At 41.7% G+C, this 15,034-nt stretch carries 23 protein-coding genes and 1 pseudogene; 20 read left to right on the top strand and 4 right to left on the bottom strand.

Annotated features, from left to right (window positions below; translation table 11 throughout):
- Position 1 precedes the first annotated feature (1 nt).
- The 12 genes from PP175_RS21315 to PP175_RS21260 all read left to right on the top strand — a co-directional run bounded on the left by PP175_RS21315 (position 2) and on the right by PP175_RS21260 (position 10,062).
- Positions 2-409 (top strand): GPW/gp25 family protein, encoded by a 408-nt coding sequence (locus PP175_RS21315; RefSeq protein WP_272440229.1) that lies wholly within the window; start codon positions 2-4, stop codon positions 407-409.
- Complete coding sequence (locus PP175_RS21310) at positions 378-1,460, top strand: baseplate J/gp47 family protein (protein WP_272440228.1); 1,083 nt, start codon at positions 378-380, stop codon at positions 1,458-1,460. Before PP175_RS21315 ends, PP175_RS21310 begins: the two co-directional genes overlap by 32 nt.
- A 4-nt stretch (positions 1,461-1,464) precedes the next feature.
- Positions 1,465-2,043, top strand: a complete 579-nt coding sequence (locus PP175_RS21305; RefSeq protein ID WP_272440227.1) for a putative phage tail protein — start codon at positions 1,465-1,467, stop codon at positions 2,041-2,043.
- A complete protein-coding gene (locus tag PP175_RS21300) occupies positions 2,043-4,682 on the top strand; it encodes a tail fiber domain-containing protein (protein WP_272440226.1) in 2,640 nt (879 codons plus the stop codon). Before PP175_RS21305 ends, PP175_RS21300 begins: the two co-directional genes overlap by 1 nt.
- Positions 4,683-5,327: a hypothetical protein gene (locus PP175_RS21295; protein ID WP_272440225.1), complete on the top strand. Its 645-nt coding sequence runs from the start codon at positions 4,683-4,685 to the stop codon at positions 5,325-5,327.
- 12 nt (positions 5,328-5,339) lie between these two features.
- A complete protein-coding gene (locus PP175_RS21290; protein ID WP_272440224.1) occupies positions 5,340-5,801 on the top strand; it encodes a C40 family peptidase in 462 nt (153 codons plus the stop codon).
- A gap of 90 nt (positions 5,802-5,891) precedes the next feature.
- The gene (locus PP175_RS21285) at positions 5,892-6,569 is read left to right on the top strand and encodes a hypothetical protein (protein WP_272440223.1); all 678 of its coding nucleotides are present in this window, start codon (positions 5,892-5,894) and stop codon (positions 6,567-6,569) included.
- Between the two features lie 58 nt (positions 6,570-6,627).
- Complete coding sequence (locus PP175_RS21280; protein WP_272440222.1) at positions 6,628-7,053, top strand: phage holin family protein; 426 nt, start codon at positions 6,628-6,630, stop codon at positions 7,051-7,053.
- A complete protein-coding gene (locus PP175_RS21275; protein ID WP_272440221.1) occupies positions 7,054-7,944 on the top strand; it encodes an N-acetylmuramoyl-L-alanine amidase in 891 nt (296 codons plus the stop codon).
- Between the two features lie 2 nt (positions 7,945-7,946).
- Positions 7,947-8,342 (top strand): hypothetical protein, encoded by a 396-nt coding sequence (locus PP175_RS21270; RefSeq protein ID WP_272440220.1) that lies wholly within the window; start codon positions 7,947-7,949, stop codon positions 8,340-8,342.
- An 84-nt stretch (positions 8,343-8,426) separates the two neighbouring features.
- Positions 8,427-8,759: a hypothetical protein gene (locus tag PP175_RS21265; protein WP_272440219.1), complete on the top strand. Its 333-nt coding sequence runs from the start codon at positions 8,427-8,429 to the stop codon at positions 8,757-8,759.
- A 61-nt stretch (positions 8,760-8,820) separates the two neighbouring features.
- Complete coding sequence (locus PP175_RS21260) at positions 8,821-10,062, top strand: SIR2 family protein (RefSeq protein WP_272440218.1); 1,242 nt, start codon at positions 8,821-8,823, stop codon at positions 10,060-10,062.
- 31 nt (positions 10,063-10,093) lie between these two features.
- On the opposite strand, the gene PP175_RS21255 is transcribed toward PP175_RS21260, so the two are convergent.
- Positions 10,094-10,252: a hypothetical protein gene (locus tag PP175_RS21255; protein ID WP_272440217.1), complete on the bottom strand. Its 159-nt coding sequence runs from the start codon at positions 10,250-10,252 to the stop codon at positions 10,094-10,096.
- A 23-nt stretch (positions 10,253-10,275) separates the two neighbouring features.
- Positions 10,276-10,485: pseudogene (locus PP175_RS21250) on the bottom strand (helix-turn-helix domain-containing protein); the annotation flags it as partial.
- Positions 10,486-10,611: 126 nt separating this feature from the next.
- Here PP175_RS21250 and PP175_RS21245 point away from each other — a divergent pair.
- Positions 10,612-11,013 (top strand): YhjD family protein, encoded by a 402-nt coding sequence (locus PP175_RS21245; protein ID WP_272440216.1) that lies wholly within the window; start codon positions 10,612-10,614, stop codon positions 11,011-11,013.
- A gap of 98 nt (positions 11,014-11,111) precedes the next feature.
- Positions 11,112-11,354 carry an AbrB/MazE/SpoVT family DNA-binding domain-containing protein gene (locus tag PP175_RS21240; protein WP_272440215.1) on the top strand — a complete coding sequence of 81 codons (243 nt, stop codon included), beginning with the start codon at positions 11,112-11,114 and terminating at the stop codon, positions 11,352-11,354.
- Positions 11,355-11,417: 63 nt separating this feature from the next.
- Here PP175_RS21240 and PP175_RS21235 read toward each other — a convergent pair whose 3' ends face one another.
- On the bottom strand, positions 11,418-11,648 hold the full coding sequence (locus tag PP175_RS21235; protein ID WP_272440214.1) for a helix-turn-helix transcriptional regulator: 231 nt from the start codon (positions 11,646-11,648) through the stop codon (positions 11,418-11,420).
- A 160-nt stretch (positions 11,649-11,808) separates the two neighbouring features.
- Between PP175_RS21235 and PP175_RS21230 the strand changes: the two genes are divergently transcribed.
- The 5 genes from PP175_RS21230 to PP175_RS21210 all read left to right on the top strand — a co-directional run bounded on the left by PP175_RS21230 (position 11,809) and on the right by PP175_RS21210 (position 14,035).
- On the top strand, positions 11,809-12,003 hold the full coding sequence (locus PP175_RS21230) for a hypothetical protein (RefSeq protein WP_272440213.1): 195 nt from the start codon (positions 11,809-11,811) through the stop codon (positions 12,001-12,003).
- A 189-nt stretch (positions 12,004-12,192) separates the two neighbouring features.
- On the top strand, positions 12,193-12,639 hold the full coding sequence (locus PP175_RS21225) for a hypothetical protein (protein ID WP_272440212.1): 447 nt from the start codon (positions 12,193-12,195) through the stop codon (positions 12,637-12,639).
- A gap of 1 nt (position 12,640) precedes the next feature.
- A complete protein-coding gene (locus PP175_RS21220) occupies positions 12,641-12,880 on the top strand; it encodes a hypothetical protein (RefSeq protein WP_272440211.1) in 240 nt (79 codons plus the stop codon).
- A gap of 36 nt (positions 12,881-12,916) precedes the next feature.
- A complete protein-coding gene (yunB, locus tag PP175_RS21215) occupies positions 12,917-13,357 on the top strand; it encodes a sporulation protein YunB (protein ID WP_272440210.1) in 441 nt (146 codons plus the stop codon).
- A gap of 276 nt (positions 13,358-13,633) precedes the next feature.
- Positions 13,634-14,035: a DUF1259 domain-containing protein gene (locus tag PP175_RS21210; protein WP_272440209.1), complete on the top strand. Its 402-nt coding sequence runs from the start codon at positions 13,634-13,636 to the stop codon at positions 14,033-14,035.
- A 159-nt stretch (positions 14,036-14,194) separates the two neighbouring features.
- Here the strand turns inward: PP175_RS21210 and PP175_RS21205 are convergent, their stop codons facing one another.
- Positions 14,195-14,386, bottom strand: coding sequence for a hypothetical protein (locus PP175_RS21205; protein ID WP_272440208.1), 192 nt, complete (start codon positions 14,384-14,386; stop codon positions 14,195-14,197).
- 83 nt (positions 14,387-14,469) lie between these two features.
- Here PP175_RS21205 and PP175_RS21200 point away from each other — a divergent pair, with 83 nt between their 5' ends.
- Complete coding sequence (locus PP175_RS21200; RefSeq protein ID WP_272440207.1) at positions 14,470-14,979, top strand: DinB family protein; 510 nt, start codon at positions 14,470-14,472, stop codon at positions 14,977-14,979.
- The last annotated feature ends 55 nt before the right edge of the window (positions 14,980-15,034 follow it).

The raw sequence follows: 15,034 nt of genomic DNA, 5'->3' as shown, positions 1-15,034 counted from the left end.
AATGGAGGATGATTGGGCGGGAACCGATTTTTTATTAACCGATGACCTAAGTACTTCTAATCAGGGAGACTACGTGCTGATTGCGGATACGGATAATGTGGATCAAGCCGTTATTAGAAGGATCATGACGCCGTTAGGTTCCCTCTTTTATGATGATACCTATGGAAATGGCGTTTACGATATTCTGAGCGATCCCATGACCCCTGCTTGGGCAGCAGATGCACAGCAAAAGATGCAGGATTGTCTTTCTTATGAGGTACGCATACAAGTGATATCTGTGCATGTGGTCCTTTTAAATGAACAAAGAAAGGCCTTTTTTTCTATCATTTATCAATACGCCAATGGGGGAACCAATACACTGCAAGGAGGGATAACCGATGCCGGACTTTCAATTCAAAACGGCGGATGACATTACGGCTGATATTCTACAGTACCTGACAGATGCCGGAACTCCTGTTACCGATTGGTCATCCGGATCCTCAAACCGCACTTTTTGGGAATTGGTTGCGAAATTAGGTTCAGATCAGCAGTATATGTTGGAAAGACTGCTTAATCTTTTCTTTGCGGATAGCGATGAATTAACGGATAGTTACCTAGATCGTCGGGTCATGGAACGTGGTCTTACAAGGAAAATTGGAACACAGGCGTCGGGAAGTTTGACATTATCACGGTCAACTCCGGCGCCTTTTGATATTTTGGTACCTGCAGGAACCGTTTTTTCCACTGTTGATCGAACAGTTTCAGTAGAAACTTCACAGGATGTAACAATGGTAAACGGACAGCAAAGCGTCACGGTAAATGTAACGGCTTCTGATATTGGTGCAGCGGGAAACTTGGTAACAAACACCTCTTTGATTCAATCGGGCGTCGCTATCATGGGGGTTGAATCCATTGTTGTCGCTTCTCCAGGTCTATCAGGAGGTGCCAATACGGAAACAGACGATGAGCTGCGTGCTCGATATATTGAAGATATTCAGCATCCGGAAAACGGAGGCAGCATAAGTGACTATATCCGCTGGGCAAAACAAGTTTCCGGTGTAGAATCAGCAAATTGTATTGAGTTGGCCCGGGGTCCTGGCACCACTGATGTCGTCATTTTGTCAGCTAATGGGCTGCCATCCAGCGACCTCATTACTTCCGTTCAAAATTATGTAAACACAAAAAAACCGACCTGTGCGGATGTCCTTGTAAGAGGTCCGCAAGCTGTGGTGGTAGATATTACACTCACCTATTGGACAGACTCTGTTTCTCCGCTTGAACAAACGATTACGGATGCCATTCAGAAATATATTACGAGTGTGGGTGTTGGTGGAACGGTGCGCGTTTCTCAAATTTACAATATTGTCATGGATATACCTGAGATTAAGGATATGACGCTTACTGCTCCCACTCAAAATCTGGTTCTTACTCAGGATCAAATCGCAGAATTAGGCCATATCACGTTAACAAAGGGGACTTAGCTGCATGGATGAAAATATAAGCATGCTTGATTATATTCGCACCCTTTGGCCAGATGTGCCTGATTACTTTGGGGATACCACAAATGATACAACCCTACGAAAAAAGCTTTCTGTTCTCGGTAAAGTTTTTGAAAACAACGAAACCATGATTGAACAGGCCTTTGACGAAATCTTTGCTCGTTCTGCCTATGCGCTGCTTCAAAGGTGGGAGATTTTTGTTGGGCTTAACTCACAAAATGGACTGCCCGATGCAAACCGACAGGCTCGTATCTTGGGTAAAACGAGGGGGTCAGGGACAACAACTCCAGCATTAATCCAGTCCGTTGCTGAGGCATACAGCAATGGAGAGGTGCAAGTGATTGAGTACCCGGCTGAGTATCGTTTCGTTGTAAAGTTTACCGGGACACGAGGTATTCCCCCAAACCTAGATGATTTAAAAAAGACACTTCAGGAAATTAAGCAAGCTCATCTTGTAATGGATTTTGCATTCACATACACCGTTTGGAGCGAAGTAAAAGCTACCACATGGGGCAATTTAAAAAATTACACATGGAATGACGTGAAAACAAGGAGTTGGAGCTGATGCCAGATTTAACACCTAATATTGGATTAAAAAAGCCATTAGATACAGAGACAGCTGATATAAGCGTTGTGAATGGAAACATGGATATTATCGACACAAAACTCCATGATGCTCAACAGCAAGCAGCGGGAGCTATTCCTGCAACTGGCGGGGCGATGACCGGACCTCTGACACTAAGCGCGGATCCGACAGAGGCAATGCATGCCGTAACAAAACAATATGCGGATCAAAAGTTGAGTAATGCAGCGGGGGCCGTTGGGGATACCAACATTGGCGAACGCACAGCTGATCCGGCACAAGCACCAAGCGGGTTAACGGGCACACTGACCAATTGGCTTTCGTGGTTCACGAACCGAATTAAAGCCATTCTCGGCACAACTAACTGGTATGATGCACCTCCAACGACACTGACAGCAGCAAATAACCATATCAACAATACAAGCAATCCGCATAACGTTACACCTGCGCAAATAGGCGCTGCTACTGCTGCGCAAGGAACCAAGGCCGATAATGCACTCCCGGCATCCAGTTATACAGCAAGTGATGTACTAGCGAAAATCAAAACAGTTGATGGTTCTGGTAGTGGATTGGACGCAGATCTAGTACACGGATTAAACCTAAGTATAACTAATACACCCAGTACAATTCCTGTACGTGATTCAAACGGCAACATTGCTGGTGAGGAGGTTTTCTCTAAGTTCGCTGATATTTGGAATGATTTGGTTGTATCCGGCTTACTGCCTACTACAAGTTCCAATCTTACGACAACAACTCCTGCTGGATTGGCATATGTTTTAGGAAAGCGTGTAACTACGGGCAATGATTCGCATACCTATGCTGCTTCTTCGGACACCTATATTGACCTTAGTAATGCTGGTGGATTAAATTACATTGGAGTAGCAAACGGAGCGACTACGCCTGCTGTAACGGCAAATTCAATGCGTATTGCGAAAGTGGTTACTTCTGCAACCGCGGTAACTGGTGTAACGGATTTATCGAATAGGTTTATGAAAGTTAATGGAAAACTATCTACTCCATATAATGTGCTTGATGATGGCACCGGAAACATGGGGCTTGGTATTACCCCGACCTACGGACTACACCAACTCGGCGGAGGTGCTCGGGTACAGGCCCTTGTAGATCCGGCTGCTCCAACGGTAACAGCGTCGGGAACAACTGGCACGACTTCCTATACCTACTACATTGTGGCAAAAGATCGAAACGGAAGGACGACAAATGTTTCTCCTGCTACCACCATCGCAAACGGAAACGCAACACTAGGCGGAAGTAACTACAATCACATTACATGGACTGCCGTTCCGGGAGCCGTTTCCTATGACGTTCTAAAAGGGAGTACATCAACCGCATTGACAACTGGGTACTCTGGTGTTACAGCTTTTAATGACATCGGGCAGGCGACTTCTGCTTATACGGCTCCGACAAGGAATACAACGGGCGACGCGGCGATTGACGGTTCGCTATTTACACAAAATAACCATCTTGATGATGGAACTGTTAACGGTAATGCCTTTTTTAAAGGTGGTATTGCTTGGAACAATGGTAATTTAGGTGCGATTAATGCACCTGCCCTTACTACAGATCAGGGCGGCTCTATAGAGATCGGTAGCATAGGAACTACTGCCGTAACTCCTTATATCGACTTCCATACTGGTGTCGGGCAAAATGATTATGACGCAAGGATTCAGGCTACTGGAGGTACTAGCGGTAGTAATGGAGCAGGAAACATAACTATTGTTGCTAAGGTGCTACAACAAACCCTATTTGCCAGCGGAACAGCTGATGGCTTTAAAACGGTTGCCCCTGATAATAGACAAGTATTATTAGTTCCTAGTGCGGCTGTAGGCAACTATAACCCGATTACACTGGCAGGGGATTCACTAATCACAGGTGGACAAGGAGCGGCAGGTGGTGGACCAAACGGAACGAGTAGTATTTTAACAATTGCCCCTTGGTCTACTGCAAAAAGTGGTATACGTTTAGGCGGCGGGGGTACGGTTTACACAGCTAATAACACACTAGACGATGGGACAGGTAACGGCGTTGATCTTGGATGGGTACACATTGTGCCTAAAGGAGTGGCAGGTGCACCAGTTTCCCCTTCATTGGGGCAAGGTGCGTATCTGTCCTGGAACCATAGTGCAGGAACAGGAGAGACGAACTTCCTTAACCATCCGGGTACAGGTGGTGGCGGCTGGTATTTCAAACAAAGTGCCAACTCTACGACTTCGTCCTTTACTACCGAAGCCTATATTACAGGAACAGGCCAGGGGTATTTTAATGGAACGTATTCTATCTCTGATGAACGATTAAAAAAGGACATCGTACTGATTGATAACGCACTGGAGAAAGTAAAACAAATCCAAGGCGTGCATTATCGTTGGAATGAGAAGTACCTCGAAGCCTATCCATCCAGAGAAAATGCACTTCAAGTCGGGGTGCTGGCTCAGGAAGTCGAGAAGGTCCTGCCCGAAGCTATTACGGTCATGGAAGGAATCGAAATAGACGATGGAGAGGAATACAAAACGGTTGATTATGCTCGCCTTGTTCCTCTTTTAATCCAGGCTGTGAAGGAATTGAACGACAAAGTAGATAAGCTGACTAAAGAAGGAGGAAGTTAAATGGCTGATGCAACGATTTCTCTTTCTGTCACAGAATCTACAACGCAGGTCAGCGCATTAATTGTTACTGCTGAAACAAGTGACGGAAAGGACTACGCGCTGTCTTACACCATTGGGGAAACAAACGGAACGGTACAAACAAGCGCCGGTAAGGCTTCTCTCACACTCCAACCGGACGAATCCGTAGGTATGTTTTCTGTGCTTTTCACCGGGACCGGATTGACCGAAGCCTCTATCATGCTAAATCAATCATCTGCAAGCCCAGCTATTGATGTTAAGTACGTAACCAATGCTGATGGTTCTCTATGGGTGGTGCCGCAAGATCCCATCTATATGAAAACCTATTTCCAAAGGCAGCTTTCAAACGATACGTATGATTTAATTTCTGAGCTTACTTATGCTGTTCACATGCTGTATGACTGGATGATTATAAAAGACAGCGGCGCAACACCAACAGCAAACCAGCAGGCCACCATTGACGATATTAAAGCCAATTACGCTCCACTTTTATCCTTGACGCTGGAAAAAGCCATGCAAGCAACTGAGTGGAGGTACACCAAAGCATTAAAACCAACCACGCAGCTGATGAACCAGGTGCAGGCTGATTACTTGCAAAAAAAATTAAAAGCATATGGTTCCATATAGGAGGTCAGGTGTATGAACTTACAGCGCTATGACCTCTTATTTGTTAAGGGAAAATCACTGGTGAGCCGTACAATAGAGGGAGTCACGCATTCCCTCTATTCCCACGTAGCGATTGTGCTTGACGAATGGCACATCGCTGAGACGGACTGGCGCGTTCCACTGCAGGTGAAACACATCCACTACACGCCAACAGAGTATGACGTATTCCGCTATTCTGGTGAACTCACCTTTGCTCAGATGGATGCAATGGATACATTTTTACATGAGAAACTGAATACGCGCTATGACACGGTACAGGCGCTTTCAAACGGGTTATATCTTTTGACCGGCCTGCCAATTCGGGACGCACCAGATAAAATGGATTGCTCAGAAACAGCAGCCCGAATGTACGAAGCTGCGGGGATAAATCTTGCAGCTTTTTCGTGTACGCCTGGGGAATTAGCGAAGGTGATAAATCTAAAGATTATCTCATGATAGTTGCTCAACTTAGTTTTTCAATTAAATGTCCACTTAACTTTACCCTCCATGTTACACTAGGAGAAAAATCTTACTGGAGGGAAGGGAATGTTTCAAAGTTATAACCTGTATATATCTCTTGGAAATATTGTTGCTGTAGTAATCATAGTATTAACCCAATTTATTTGGTCAGACAAACCCGAGTTTATCCCCGGGTTCTCAGCAAAGGTGGGCAACATACTCTTTAATATTAGTATGTCTTATATAGTCAGTTATATATTTTATGTAATTGTCACTTATTTACCTGATAGAAAAAATAAGAGATACATCAATACTCATGTACAAAAGCTATTAGAGAGCGTAATCAGAGATTTTAAACAAGTAACAAACTATATGGAACAAGCAAGTAAGATAACTATTGATTTGGAACATCTTTCACAAAATAATATTGAAGATATGTTGAAAAATATTAACCCAAATTCACATGCACCTGTCATCACTTTTAATAATAATCTAATAGTAAATCTGAGTTGGTCAAATTATCTTCTTTCACACATAAAAAACGAAAAAGAAAATATAAATAAAGTATTTTTGTATATGCCGTTTTTAGATGCAAGATTGATTTTAAATTTAAACGAAATAATCTCATGTGATTTTTATCAGAGAGGAGAACAAATTTTTCAAATCCCGATTTCAAATACTGATTTAAGTACCTTTAAGCAAGAATTTTTTAATTATTGCAAGTTGATGATTCAATTTGAAAAAAAGACCAAAGGTTTAATTTAGGAGTCACTTCGGTGGCTCCTTTTAAATTTCCCCTGAAGGGGGTGAGGGAGTTGAGGGGATGAGGGAAGCTTTTACTCTTATGTTTGGCCTGTTGGCTAGCGCGGCCACGTACTTTTTTGGGGGGTGGTCGCAGTTGTTGGATGTACTGGTTTATATGGTTATCATCGATTACTGTACCGGATTTCTAGCAGCATGGATGGAGCAAAGGTTATCCAGTTCAATTGGGTTCAAAGGTATCGGTAAGAAACTGCTTATCTTTGTTGCTGTCACTGTCGCTCACAAACTGGATATTGCTTTAAACTCGGCCGGATTTCTTATGAATACGGCTATTTATTTCTATATTGCAAATGAGGGATTATCCCTGTTTGAAAACATTACTAGGGCTGGGCTACCTGTACCCCGATTTATACGGAATGCTTTAATTCAACTAAAGAAGCAGACGGATGGTGGCGAAAAATCACCAGAAGACAAGGAGGCGAGTTAAATGTTAGACAAAATCAAAACAATATGTATTGACCCTGGCCACGGCGGTTATGACCCGGGAGCGTGTGGCAATGGCCTAAGAGAAGCTGATTTAACAATGGCTATTTCGCTGGAAGTCTCACGAATACTCGGGGTAAATGGGATTACAGCCATTATGACCCGGACCAAGGATGTTTCGCCAAGCGGCGATAGCAATCTTGGCCATGAATTGCAGGCGCGCTGCGACATTGCGAATCGGGCAAAAGTTGATTTCTTCCTAAGCGTTCACATAAATGCGGGCGGTGGCCATGGTGCTGAAATCCTGGTTCACAATATGAACTCTCAGGCTGTACCTGTAGCCACTCGCATTGTCAATCGAGTCGGCAGTTTGATGGGACTCCATGGTGAACCGGTCAAAGTTTCAGATCGAAATTTATATGTTTTACGCGCTACCAACATGCCGGCTGCCCTGGTGGAAGTCGGATTCATCGATAGCGCAGGTGATGCTGCAAAAATTAAGGCGAACGTCCGACTGATAGCTAGGCTCATCGCTGAAGGTATCCTAAACAAGTCACTTGTTCCTCAGAATGCTGCCCCAGCGCCGGCTCATACGACAGAATCTGTGCATACTTGCAAAGTTAAAATAAACGGACAGCAGCTGCCACTTCCCGGGTACCTTCGTGGAGGGAAATCGTATTTACCGGTTCGATTAATTGGGGGTTTATCCGGTGCAGGTGTAGGTTGGGATGATAAAGCCCACCGGGCTTCGCTTGATGGAAAAGTGCTCGAAGATACGATTCTTATAGAAAGCACAGGGTACGCCTGGACATGGGATATTGCACAAGTACTAGGTTTTAAAATCGGCTGGGATGCTGATACAGGAACGGTCTTATTAACCAAAGGGGGATGTTAAGAATGGATAAATTTAAATCACGTAAATTTTGGATGGCTATCGTTGGGACACTTATCATAATCTTAAATCAGGGCCTAGGCCTGAACCTTCCAACTGATAGTGTAATGTCTGTGGCCGGTGTCGTGGTGGCTTATCTATTCGGCCAGTCTATTGTCGATGCGAAAAAAGCAGCGATTTCTCCAGGTGCATCAAATACCGTAGAAGTTCCAATTCACGATTTTGTGAATCCACCGGTTGCAACTACCGATGAAGAAACCACACAGCCGATTACTGAGCAGGCTGCTATTGCGCCACCAGCTGAAGTACAAGCGCAGCCGGATCCCAATCAGGAGAAACTGGCTAAAATCGCTGCGCTTCAACTACAGATTAACCAGCTCAAAGCCGAAGTTACACAATGACAAAGTGAAACCCGCTGCCCTTTTTGGGTGTCGGGTTTTCATATTATATAAAAGGGAAAATACACATTTAATGAGGTGATTCAAATGTTAGACATTGCTTTGGGTTTAAACAAAACGGAATATGGATTTGTCCTATTTGGAGTGAAAGATGATTATAGAATAGATAATGCAGATTGTTTTATTAAGCCCGTTTGGAAAACTGTCGAGCAAGAAGCTAGGAAAATGGTTGAACGGACTGCTAATCTAGGTGTTATTAATTTTCGTATCAAGAGTATTGAAAATCATCCCACCAGAGGAACGGTTGCGCATTTCAGTTGTGTTTATATTGATGGAATGTATACGGAGGGAACTGTCCCAATTGAACAGTGCGAGGAATCTTTTTTAGAGCTTCTTAAAGATTTAAAAAATATTATGTAATGATTTACTATTTTAATTTAATATTAGGAGGTGACAATTATGTTAGGGAGGAAGGAAAGGTATGAAAAAGAGAATTCCTGCAGTATTTTTTACCGGCGCGGGGGCAACAAGAGCAGATCCAATTAGTCTTCCGACAATGAAAGAATTTTTTCAGAGGATTATGGATGAAAATAGAGTTCCGAAATCACCTAGAATAAGGGATAGAGAATATTTTAAATTTATATTCGATACTCTTTATGGTGAAGATACTAACTATGATTTAGAGAGAGTAATGGGTGCTTTATATGAGCTTGCTGGGTTTACAGATAATGATTGTTGGAAAATATTCCACAATCCAGAAATCTTAGAAAACATAATGAACAAAATAAAACAGTCACAATATAGCGGACTTATGCATACATCAGGAGTTCAACATCCCATTGAAAATGCAAGAAATTTAATAAAAGTAGCCATTGATGAAACCCATGATAAGTATAAAGAAGCCGCCAAAAGGTTGATCTTTGATTTGGAATGGATCATCCGTGAAACTTATGAAGAAATTCCTAATGAACATATCCGAGCTGTTTATGAACCTTTGGTTGAAATACTAATAAAAAATGCCATAGAATGCGACGAAGAAATGGCCCCTTTAATCCCTTTCTTCACTACGAACTATGACATGAGTATCGACTGGTTTTTCCAACCTTATCATGATAAAGATATCACGACTCAAGAGGAATGGGAACGGCAATACAACAAAAATATTAAATTCATTGATGGATTTGCAAAAAGAGGATGGGATACAAGGGAGTATACATCACTTGATGAAAATAGCACTGATTCTATTTTTATTCCATATTTTAAACTCCATGGTTCTTTGTACTGGGAAAAAGTAGCCGGTCGTATAAAGGTCGGAACTAACACAGCAAATGATCCACACAATCCTAGGGATCTAATGATTGTATATCCATCTGATAAAAAAATTCTTTATGATGAGCCTTATCATTTTAACCATCGAAGTCTTGATTCGTATCTCAAGAGAACTGATAACTTATTCATTGTTGGTTTTTCGTTCAGGGATCCTGGTTTAGTAAGATCATTTGAGACAGCATTATTAGATAACGAAAATTTAAATATTTTTGTAATCTGTCCTGAATTTAATGAGGATTATTTCCCTGAAATGGCAAAATTCTTTAATCAACCTAGGGTAATACCCCTATATGGTTATTTTGGTACAGCAGAAACGAATGATCAGATTGCTTCACAATTATCACTACGGTTAATGGATAAACGATTGAAGATTATGAACTCACCACTGGTATAGTTTTTAATGAAATTGCAAATACCCGCTAACCTCATGGTCGGCGGGTTTCTATTACTTTATTTAGGATTTGTATTTGCTCATCGATGCTTAACCCTGATTGGTAAAGAACCTCATGCAACTGCAGCTCTACGTACATTAGTTTAATTCCCTTCGCCATTTCCTCTTCATTAAAAGCCTCAACTTTTTCCATTTCAACCTCACTTATGCCGGTAGTTTTATGATCTTAATAGTGCGTGGCTTTGTCGGATCCCTGTGAATGAACCCTTTCCTCTCCAGACGGTCCAGGTGGCCATGAACAGTAGAACTGGAAGCCAAGCCAACTGCTACCGCTATTTCCCTTACTGTAGGCGGGTACCCCTCAACTTCCACTTGCTCCTGAATGAATTTCATAATCTCAATCTGTCTCTTTGAAACCTTCTCCAATTCATTCACCTCTTTTACAAACGTTTGTTCTTATTTTATCTTTATTGAATGGAAAAAACAAGAATTACATTTTTGTTCGTTTTCGGATAAAATAGAAACAAATGTTCTTGTTTGGAAGGATCAATAATGAATGGAGCTATAGAAACGAACGGCAAGCTTTATCCTCCGGAATACGAAGAGTTTGCAAAGTTGGTGAAAAAACATATTGTCTATACACTTGTTCTGCGTGTACTTCCATCTGAGATACAAACGATTGGTCGAGCGCAAACTAGGCTTGGGAAAGGTTATATTTCTATTTTATTTAGCATCCAAGAGCCGGTATTAAAAGAACTGAACGCTACAAAGAAGCGCCTAAGGGAAATAGGGGGCAAAATCATTGAAGAGAAACAGGAGGAATATGTGCGGGTCGTTACATCAAGTCTTCAGGGTGATACATATACGCATCGTTTTGGGAATTATGTGCTTTTATCAGAGTCAGAGGAAACGGTGAAGTCTTTCATTCAGGGCAGGCAGCCGTCATTAGCGTAACAAATTAAAAGAAAAAATTAACAAACATTTCAAAATTACCCCAGTAATTAATTTCCTTTCCTGTTATAATTACAAAAAAAGGGAAGAGGGGGAAACATATGAAAGCGACAGGTGTAGTTAGAAAAGTAGACGAGTTAGGGCGTGTAGTGCTCCCAATTGAGCTTCGCCGAAACTTTGGAATCGAAATAAAAGACGGTCTCGAAATTTTTGTGGATGAAGAAAAGATTGTACTGAAAAAATATGCGCCAGCGTGTCTGTTCTGCGGATCGCTGGATGATATCCATTTGTTTCATGGTAAAAGAGTATGCGACCGTTGCATTGATGAGCTTGCAAATTTATAGGGAAATATGATCCCCTACGCCGGTGGGGGAACATTCTCTATTTACTAAAAGACATGTTTGTAATCACATACTCCAGAAGTCATCGTAGTCAACACCGCTATCCAATGTTTTAAGTGCGCTAATTATTTTTTTAGCGTTTTTAAAATTTGGTGTGTTTGCATCATCGCTGCATAGTCTGCTAATTGTTCCTCGGCTGACTCCGCTTCTTTTTTCTAATTCTTGTTGCGAAATACCCCTCCTGTCCAACCACTTACCTAACTTAGAACGCTTTTTCCCGAGTCCAAACCATTCCATTTGAAGCACCCCTTTTTTATTAACAGCCTGGACATTTTTTCAACTTTTGATACTCGTTTTAAAAAGTTGGAATTATGGACAACCAGTACCCCATATCCTAAAGCATGACATGATATTGCATGAGATGACACAGCATCACATGACATGGGGAGGGACCTAAATGGCTGTTATGAAGAATAAGCCGGTTAGTTTTAACCTGGAAAACGAAGAGGACAGAAGGCTGCATGAGTATGCTATACGAATCAAGAATTTTTCCGGATACATTAAGCAGCTCATGAAAGAGGAGATGAAAAAAGAAAAGTCCGAGGTGATTCGCACACCTGGGGGAGGCATCAAAATCACGCGAAATGGTTAAACATCTTCCCAACTGGAAAATTAAAGTAGGAACCCCGGCACAGAGTTCCTAACATTTTTCAAAAAAATTGAGGAGAAATTTATGAGTATAGGGGAGAAAAAGAGAAAAACGCGAAGTGACAAAAAGATATCGATCGCTCCGTTCATCGCAGACAGAGAGAGAGTATGGATCCATCGGATAGGGCGTTACATGGAACTTCCGGAAGGAGAAATTGGTTTTCGACTCCTTCAATCATCAATACAAAATGAGCGATGTATAGATTTTTTTGCTGCCTATTTTCGTCGGCCGTATCAATTTTCTGAAAGAGTAATTTTTCCCGGAAGAAGACATGCAGATAACGTTGAAGAATACATACAAATTGACGAGAACCAGAATCGTAGCCGTTTTAAAATAAAGGTGTCACAGGACTTTCACCTTGCCCTGAGTGAGTTCCAAATCGCGCTTGGTACTCCCTATTTGGCTCGCGGGACATACGCAATGCTAAAATACTCGCTTGTTGAAATGGACATCATCCAGAATGTCGCCCCCGGTATTCAAAAAAATCACATTTATGGCCCCGTAAAAACAGCTTCTCAACTAAATATGTCCCAGGTCTCCTCTAAGGCTTACAGTGTGTTAAAAAGTAGGAGGAATTGAATTGGGAATCTTTTATGATTTATTTCAGGAATCCAGAAAAACAAAATCCCTTCTGGTGAAGCTATCGCGTGCTGATTACTATAGATACACCCTAATTTGTGAGTCCATGAACAAGTCCCTCAATAATGAATATGACATTACTCCGGAAATGCTGGCTACGCGGATCCTCGAAACGTTTATAGAAGATGCGTATGAGGATAGTACAAATAAAATGGCGAAAAGGCTGCTATCGGATTTGTAGCCCTAAAACAAGCGCACAAACATTAAACATTGGTCTATGGTTAATGTAGGGGAAACCACAAACCGCGTAACGAACACACTGGATGACATGGAACAGGTACCGCAGACGATTCCACTTGGCCAGGTGCTCGGTAGCAACCTGCTTTCCCAGTTAGGCCCCAGCATCCCGATTACACTTATCCCTTATGGAACCGTGCAGGTTGACCTGGAAACGAAAATGCAAGAAGCCGGCATTAATATGGTACTCATCACAGTGGTCGTCGTCATTCAGGCCAAAGTAAAAATCGTGATCCCGTTTTCTACCGAGCCGGCCTATGTAAAATCAGAAATTCCGATCTCCAATGCATTGATAGTCGGCAATGTACCCCAGTTCTACTATGACGGCAATGGCAAAGCCATAGGCAGTGAGGTGCCGGGTGTTCCCGCTCCAAATATTGTGCCTCCCGTAAAAATAAATTCAACAAAGCCGCAGCAGTAACAGAAATGGAGCTGACCCAAAAGTTCTGAGTGCTCTTATTGTAGGGTCCTGGGTAAGAGCTTTTAAAAAACACAATGGTTGTTGATGTAAGCAAAACTAAATATATAATTTTGTATTTAACGCGCAGAAGATTGCGTATGGAGTCTTAGTGGCTTTTTTTTGTTTTGGATAGCGCGGTTAAAGTTCATTGTTTATTTTTTTATTTCAGGTAGGCGAGTGTCTATTCAAACCTGTTCACGGACTCATAGCATAACGTGAATAGGGAGGAATAAATCTATGGCAAACAATGACCAATCACTTTGTCGCCAGTTTGCAAAAATTATAGGTGGGCAACCTGGTTTTGCAGGTGGAAAATGTGTGGCTACAATAACACGTAGTGAAATAAAAGAAACAATTTTGGGGAAAAAGTTTATAGTCACGACTTCTTTCTCATTCGAATCAAAAAATAAGAGAAGTGGCAGAGCGTTATGTGTAGGAAGAATAGCACTATTACAAAAAGAGGTCCAGCCGTTTATTTCTGCAATTCGCGATCAAAAAATAAAAGTTTCGTCTGTGCACAACGAGTGGTTATTCGAAAATCCCCGTTTGATTTATGTTAACATCGAATCTGTTGAAAAACCATTGACGTTTGCGATAAAAGTCAAGAGAGCGTTAAGAGCTACTAATGGGAAGCGCTAGTTCAATAAACCGTCATCTAGTTTGGCATAACTGGTCAAAAATAAAAAAGACGTGCCGTTATTGACACGTCTCGTGTAGGGTGAATAGCCACAGCGTAAACAGAGGATGACCTTGAATATTATTTACGATTTGCTGTGATTATCAAGGATGGCCAGTGTTTTATGATTCAACAGTAACCCCACTTTTTATGTAACAGTATGGGCAAGGTTTAAAGGAACTGTAACCGTCTGAATAATCATCATTTGTGTCGATTCGGTGATTCTCTCTCATACTTGAGATCTTGCATTTAGCTGTAACATTCTCGCTGACATGGACTTCTTTCTTGTACACATTTACGATATAAGTAGCCAAATTCTCACCTCCTACTTGTTGCTTCGACAAAGGGAAGGAAATACCTTCCTTTTTGTAGAATAGTAAAGCAGGGAGGGATGAAAATGAAACATCACGCATTACACATGTATGATTATCATGTATGGGCGAATCAAAGAATCTTGAAGCATTTGAAAGAACTTCCGCAAGAAATTTACTCTCAGGAAATTAAAAGTGGATCTTCTGTTTCAAATATGTTACTGCATATTTATCAAACCGATACGTTATGGTTGAGCGTTATGAACGGTGACAGCTTTGAGGAAATAATGGTTGTGGTGAATCGACTATCAGAGGAAACAAAAGCTAAAGTGATAGAAGAAATGGAAACGAAGTTTTTGGACATATCACAACGATACAAAGAATTTTTCGACTGCCAAAAGGATTTGGATATAACCGTTTCTTGTGAACATCCTCATTTCGGAAGATTGGAAACCAAACTTTCCCAATTGGTTCAGCATGTAGTTAACCACGGAACGTACCATCGGGGGAATATCACCACTATATTACGTGAATTGGGGCACCCCAGTGTTTCGATGGATTACATTGTGTATTTGTATGAAATGGATAAGAAATGAAAACTTTTATGATTTAGGTTAAGCCTCTCAAGCGAGCCTTTTTTCATTTCATGAA

It is taken from the genome of Aneurinibacillus sp. Ricciae_BoGa-3 (assembly GCF_028421645.1).
Taxonomy (GTDB): Bacteria; Bacillota; Bacilli; order Aneurinibacillales; family Aneurinibacillaceae; genus Aneurinibacillus_B.
The sequence above is the reverse complement of the archived record's forward strand: the minus strand, read 5'-3'. Positions and strand labels throughout refer to the sequence as shown.

Coding starts and splice junctions, on each gene's coding strand:
- PP175_RS21285 (WP_272440223.1), top strand. CDS start 5,892: ATGTTTCAAAGTTATAACCTGTATATATCTCTTGGAAATATTGTTGCT.
- PP175_RS21200 (WP_272440207.1), top strand. CDS start 14,470: ATGAAACATCACGCATTACACATGTATGATTATCATGTATGGGCGAAT.
- PP175_RS21225 (WP_272440212.1), top strand. CDS start 12,193: ATGGAACTTCCGGAAGGAGAAATTGGTTTTCGACTCCTTCAATCATCA.
- PP175_RS21300 (WP_272440226.1), top strand. CDS start 2,043: ATGCCAGATTTAACACCTAATATTGGATTAAAAAAGCCATTAGATACA.
- PP175_RS21255 (WP_272440217.1), bottom strand. CDS start 10,252: ATGGAAAAAGTTGAGGCTTTTAATGAAGAGGAAATGGCGAAGGGAATT.
- PP175_RS21315 (WP_272440229.1), top strand. CDS start 2: ATGGAGGATGATTGGGCGGGAACCGATTTTTTATTAACCGATGACCTA.
- PP175_RS21290 (WP_272440224.1), top strand. CDS start 5,340: ATGAACTTACAGCGCTATGACCTCTTATTTGTTAAGGGAAAATCACTG.
- PP175_RS21265 (WP_272440219.1), top strand. CDS start 8,427: ATGTTAGACATTGCTTTGGGTTTAAACAAAACGGAATATGGATTTGTC.
- PP175_RS21295 (WP_272440225.1), top strand. CDS start 4,683: ATGGCTGATGCAACGATTTCTCTTTCTGTCACAGAATCTACAACGCAG.
- PP175_RS21230 (WP_272440213.1), top strand. CDS start 11,809: ATGGCTGTTATGAAGAATAAGCCGGTTAGTTTTAACCTGGAAAACGAA.
- PP175_RS21280 (WP_272440222.1), top strand. CDS start 6,628: ATGAGGGAAGCTTTTACTCTTATGTTTGGCCTGTTGGCTAGCGCGGCC.
- PP175_RS21240 (WP_272440215.1), top strand. CDS start 11,112: ATGAAAGCGACAGGTGTAGTTAGAAAAGTAGACGAGTTAGGGCGTGTA.
- PP175_RS21310 (WP_272440228.1), top strand. CDS start 378: ATGCCGGACTTTCAATTCAAAACGGCGGATGACATTACGGCTGATATT.
- PP175_RS21270 (WP_272440220.1), top strand. CDS start 7,947: ATGGATAAATTTAAATCACGTAAATTTTGGATGGCTATCGTTGGGACA.
- yunB (WP_272440210.1), top strand. CDS start 12,917: ATGGTTAATGTAGGGGAAACCACAAACCGCGTAACGAACACACTGGAT.
- PP175_RS21210 (WP_272440209.1), top strand. CDS start 13,634: ATGGCAAACAATGACCAATCACTTTGTCGCCAGTTTGCAAAAATTATA.
- PP175_RS21235 (WP_272440214.1), bottom strand. CDS start 11,648: ATGGAATGGTTTGGACTCGGGAAAAAGCGTTCTAAGTTAGGTAAGTGG.
- PP175_RS21305 (WP_272440227.1), top strand. CDS start 1,465: ATGGATGAAAATATAAGCATGCTTGATTATATTCGCACCCTTTGGCCA.
- PP175_RS21260 (WP_272440218.1), top strand. CDS start 8,821: ATGAAAAAGAGAATTCCTGCAGTATTTTTTACCGGCGCGGGGGCAACA.
- PP175_RS21245 (WP_272440216.1), top strand. CDS start 10,612: ATGAATGGAGCTATAGAAACGAACGGCAAGCTTTATCCTCCGGAATAC.
- PP175_RS21275 (WP_272440221.1), top strand. CDS start 7,054: ATGTTAGACAAAATCAAAACAATATGTATTGACCCTGGCCACGGCGGT.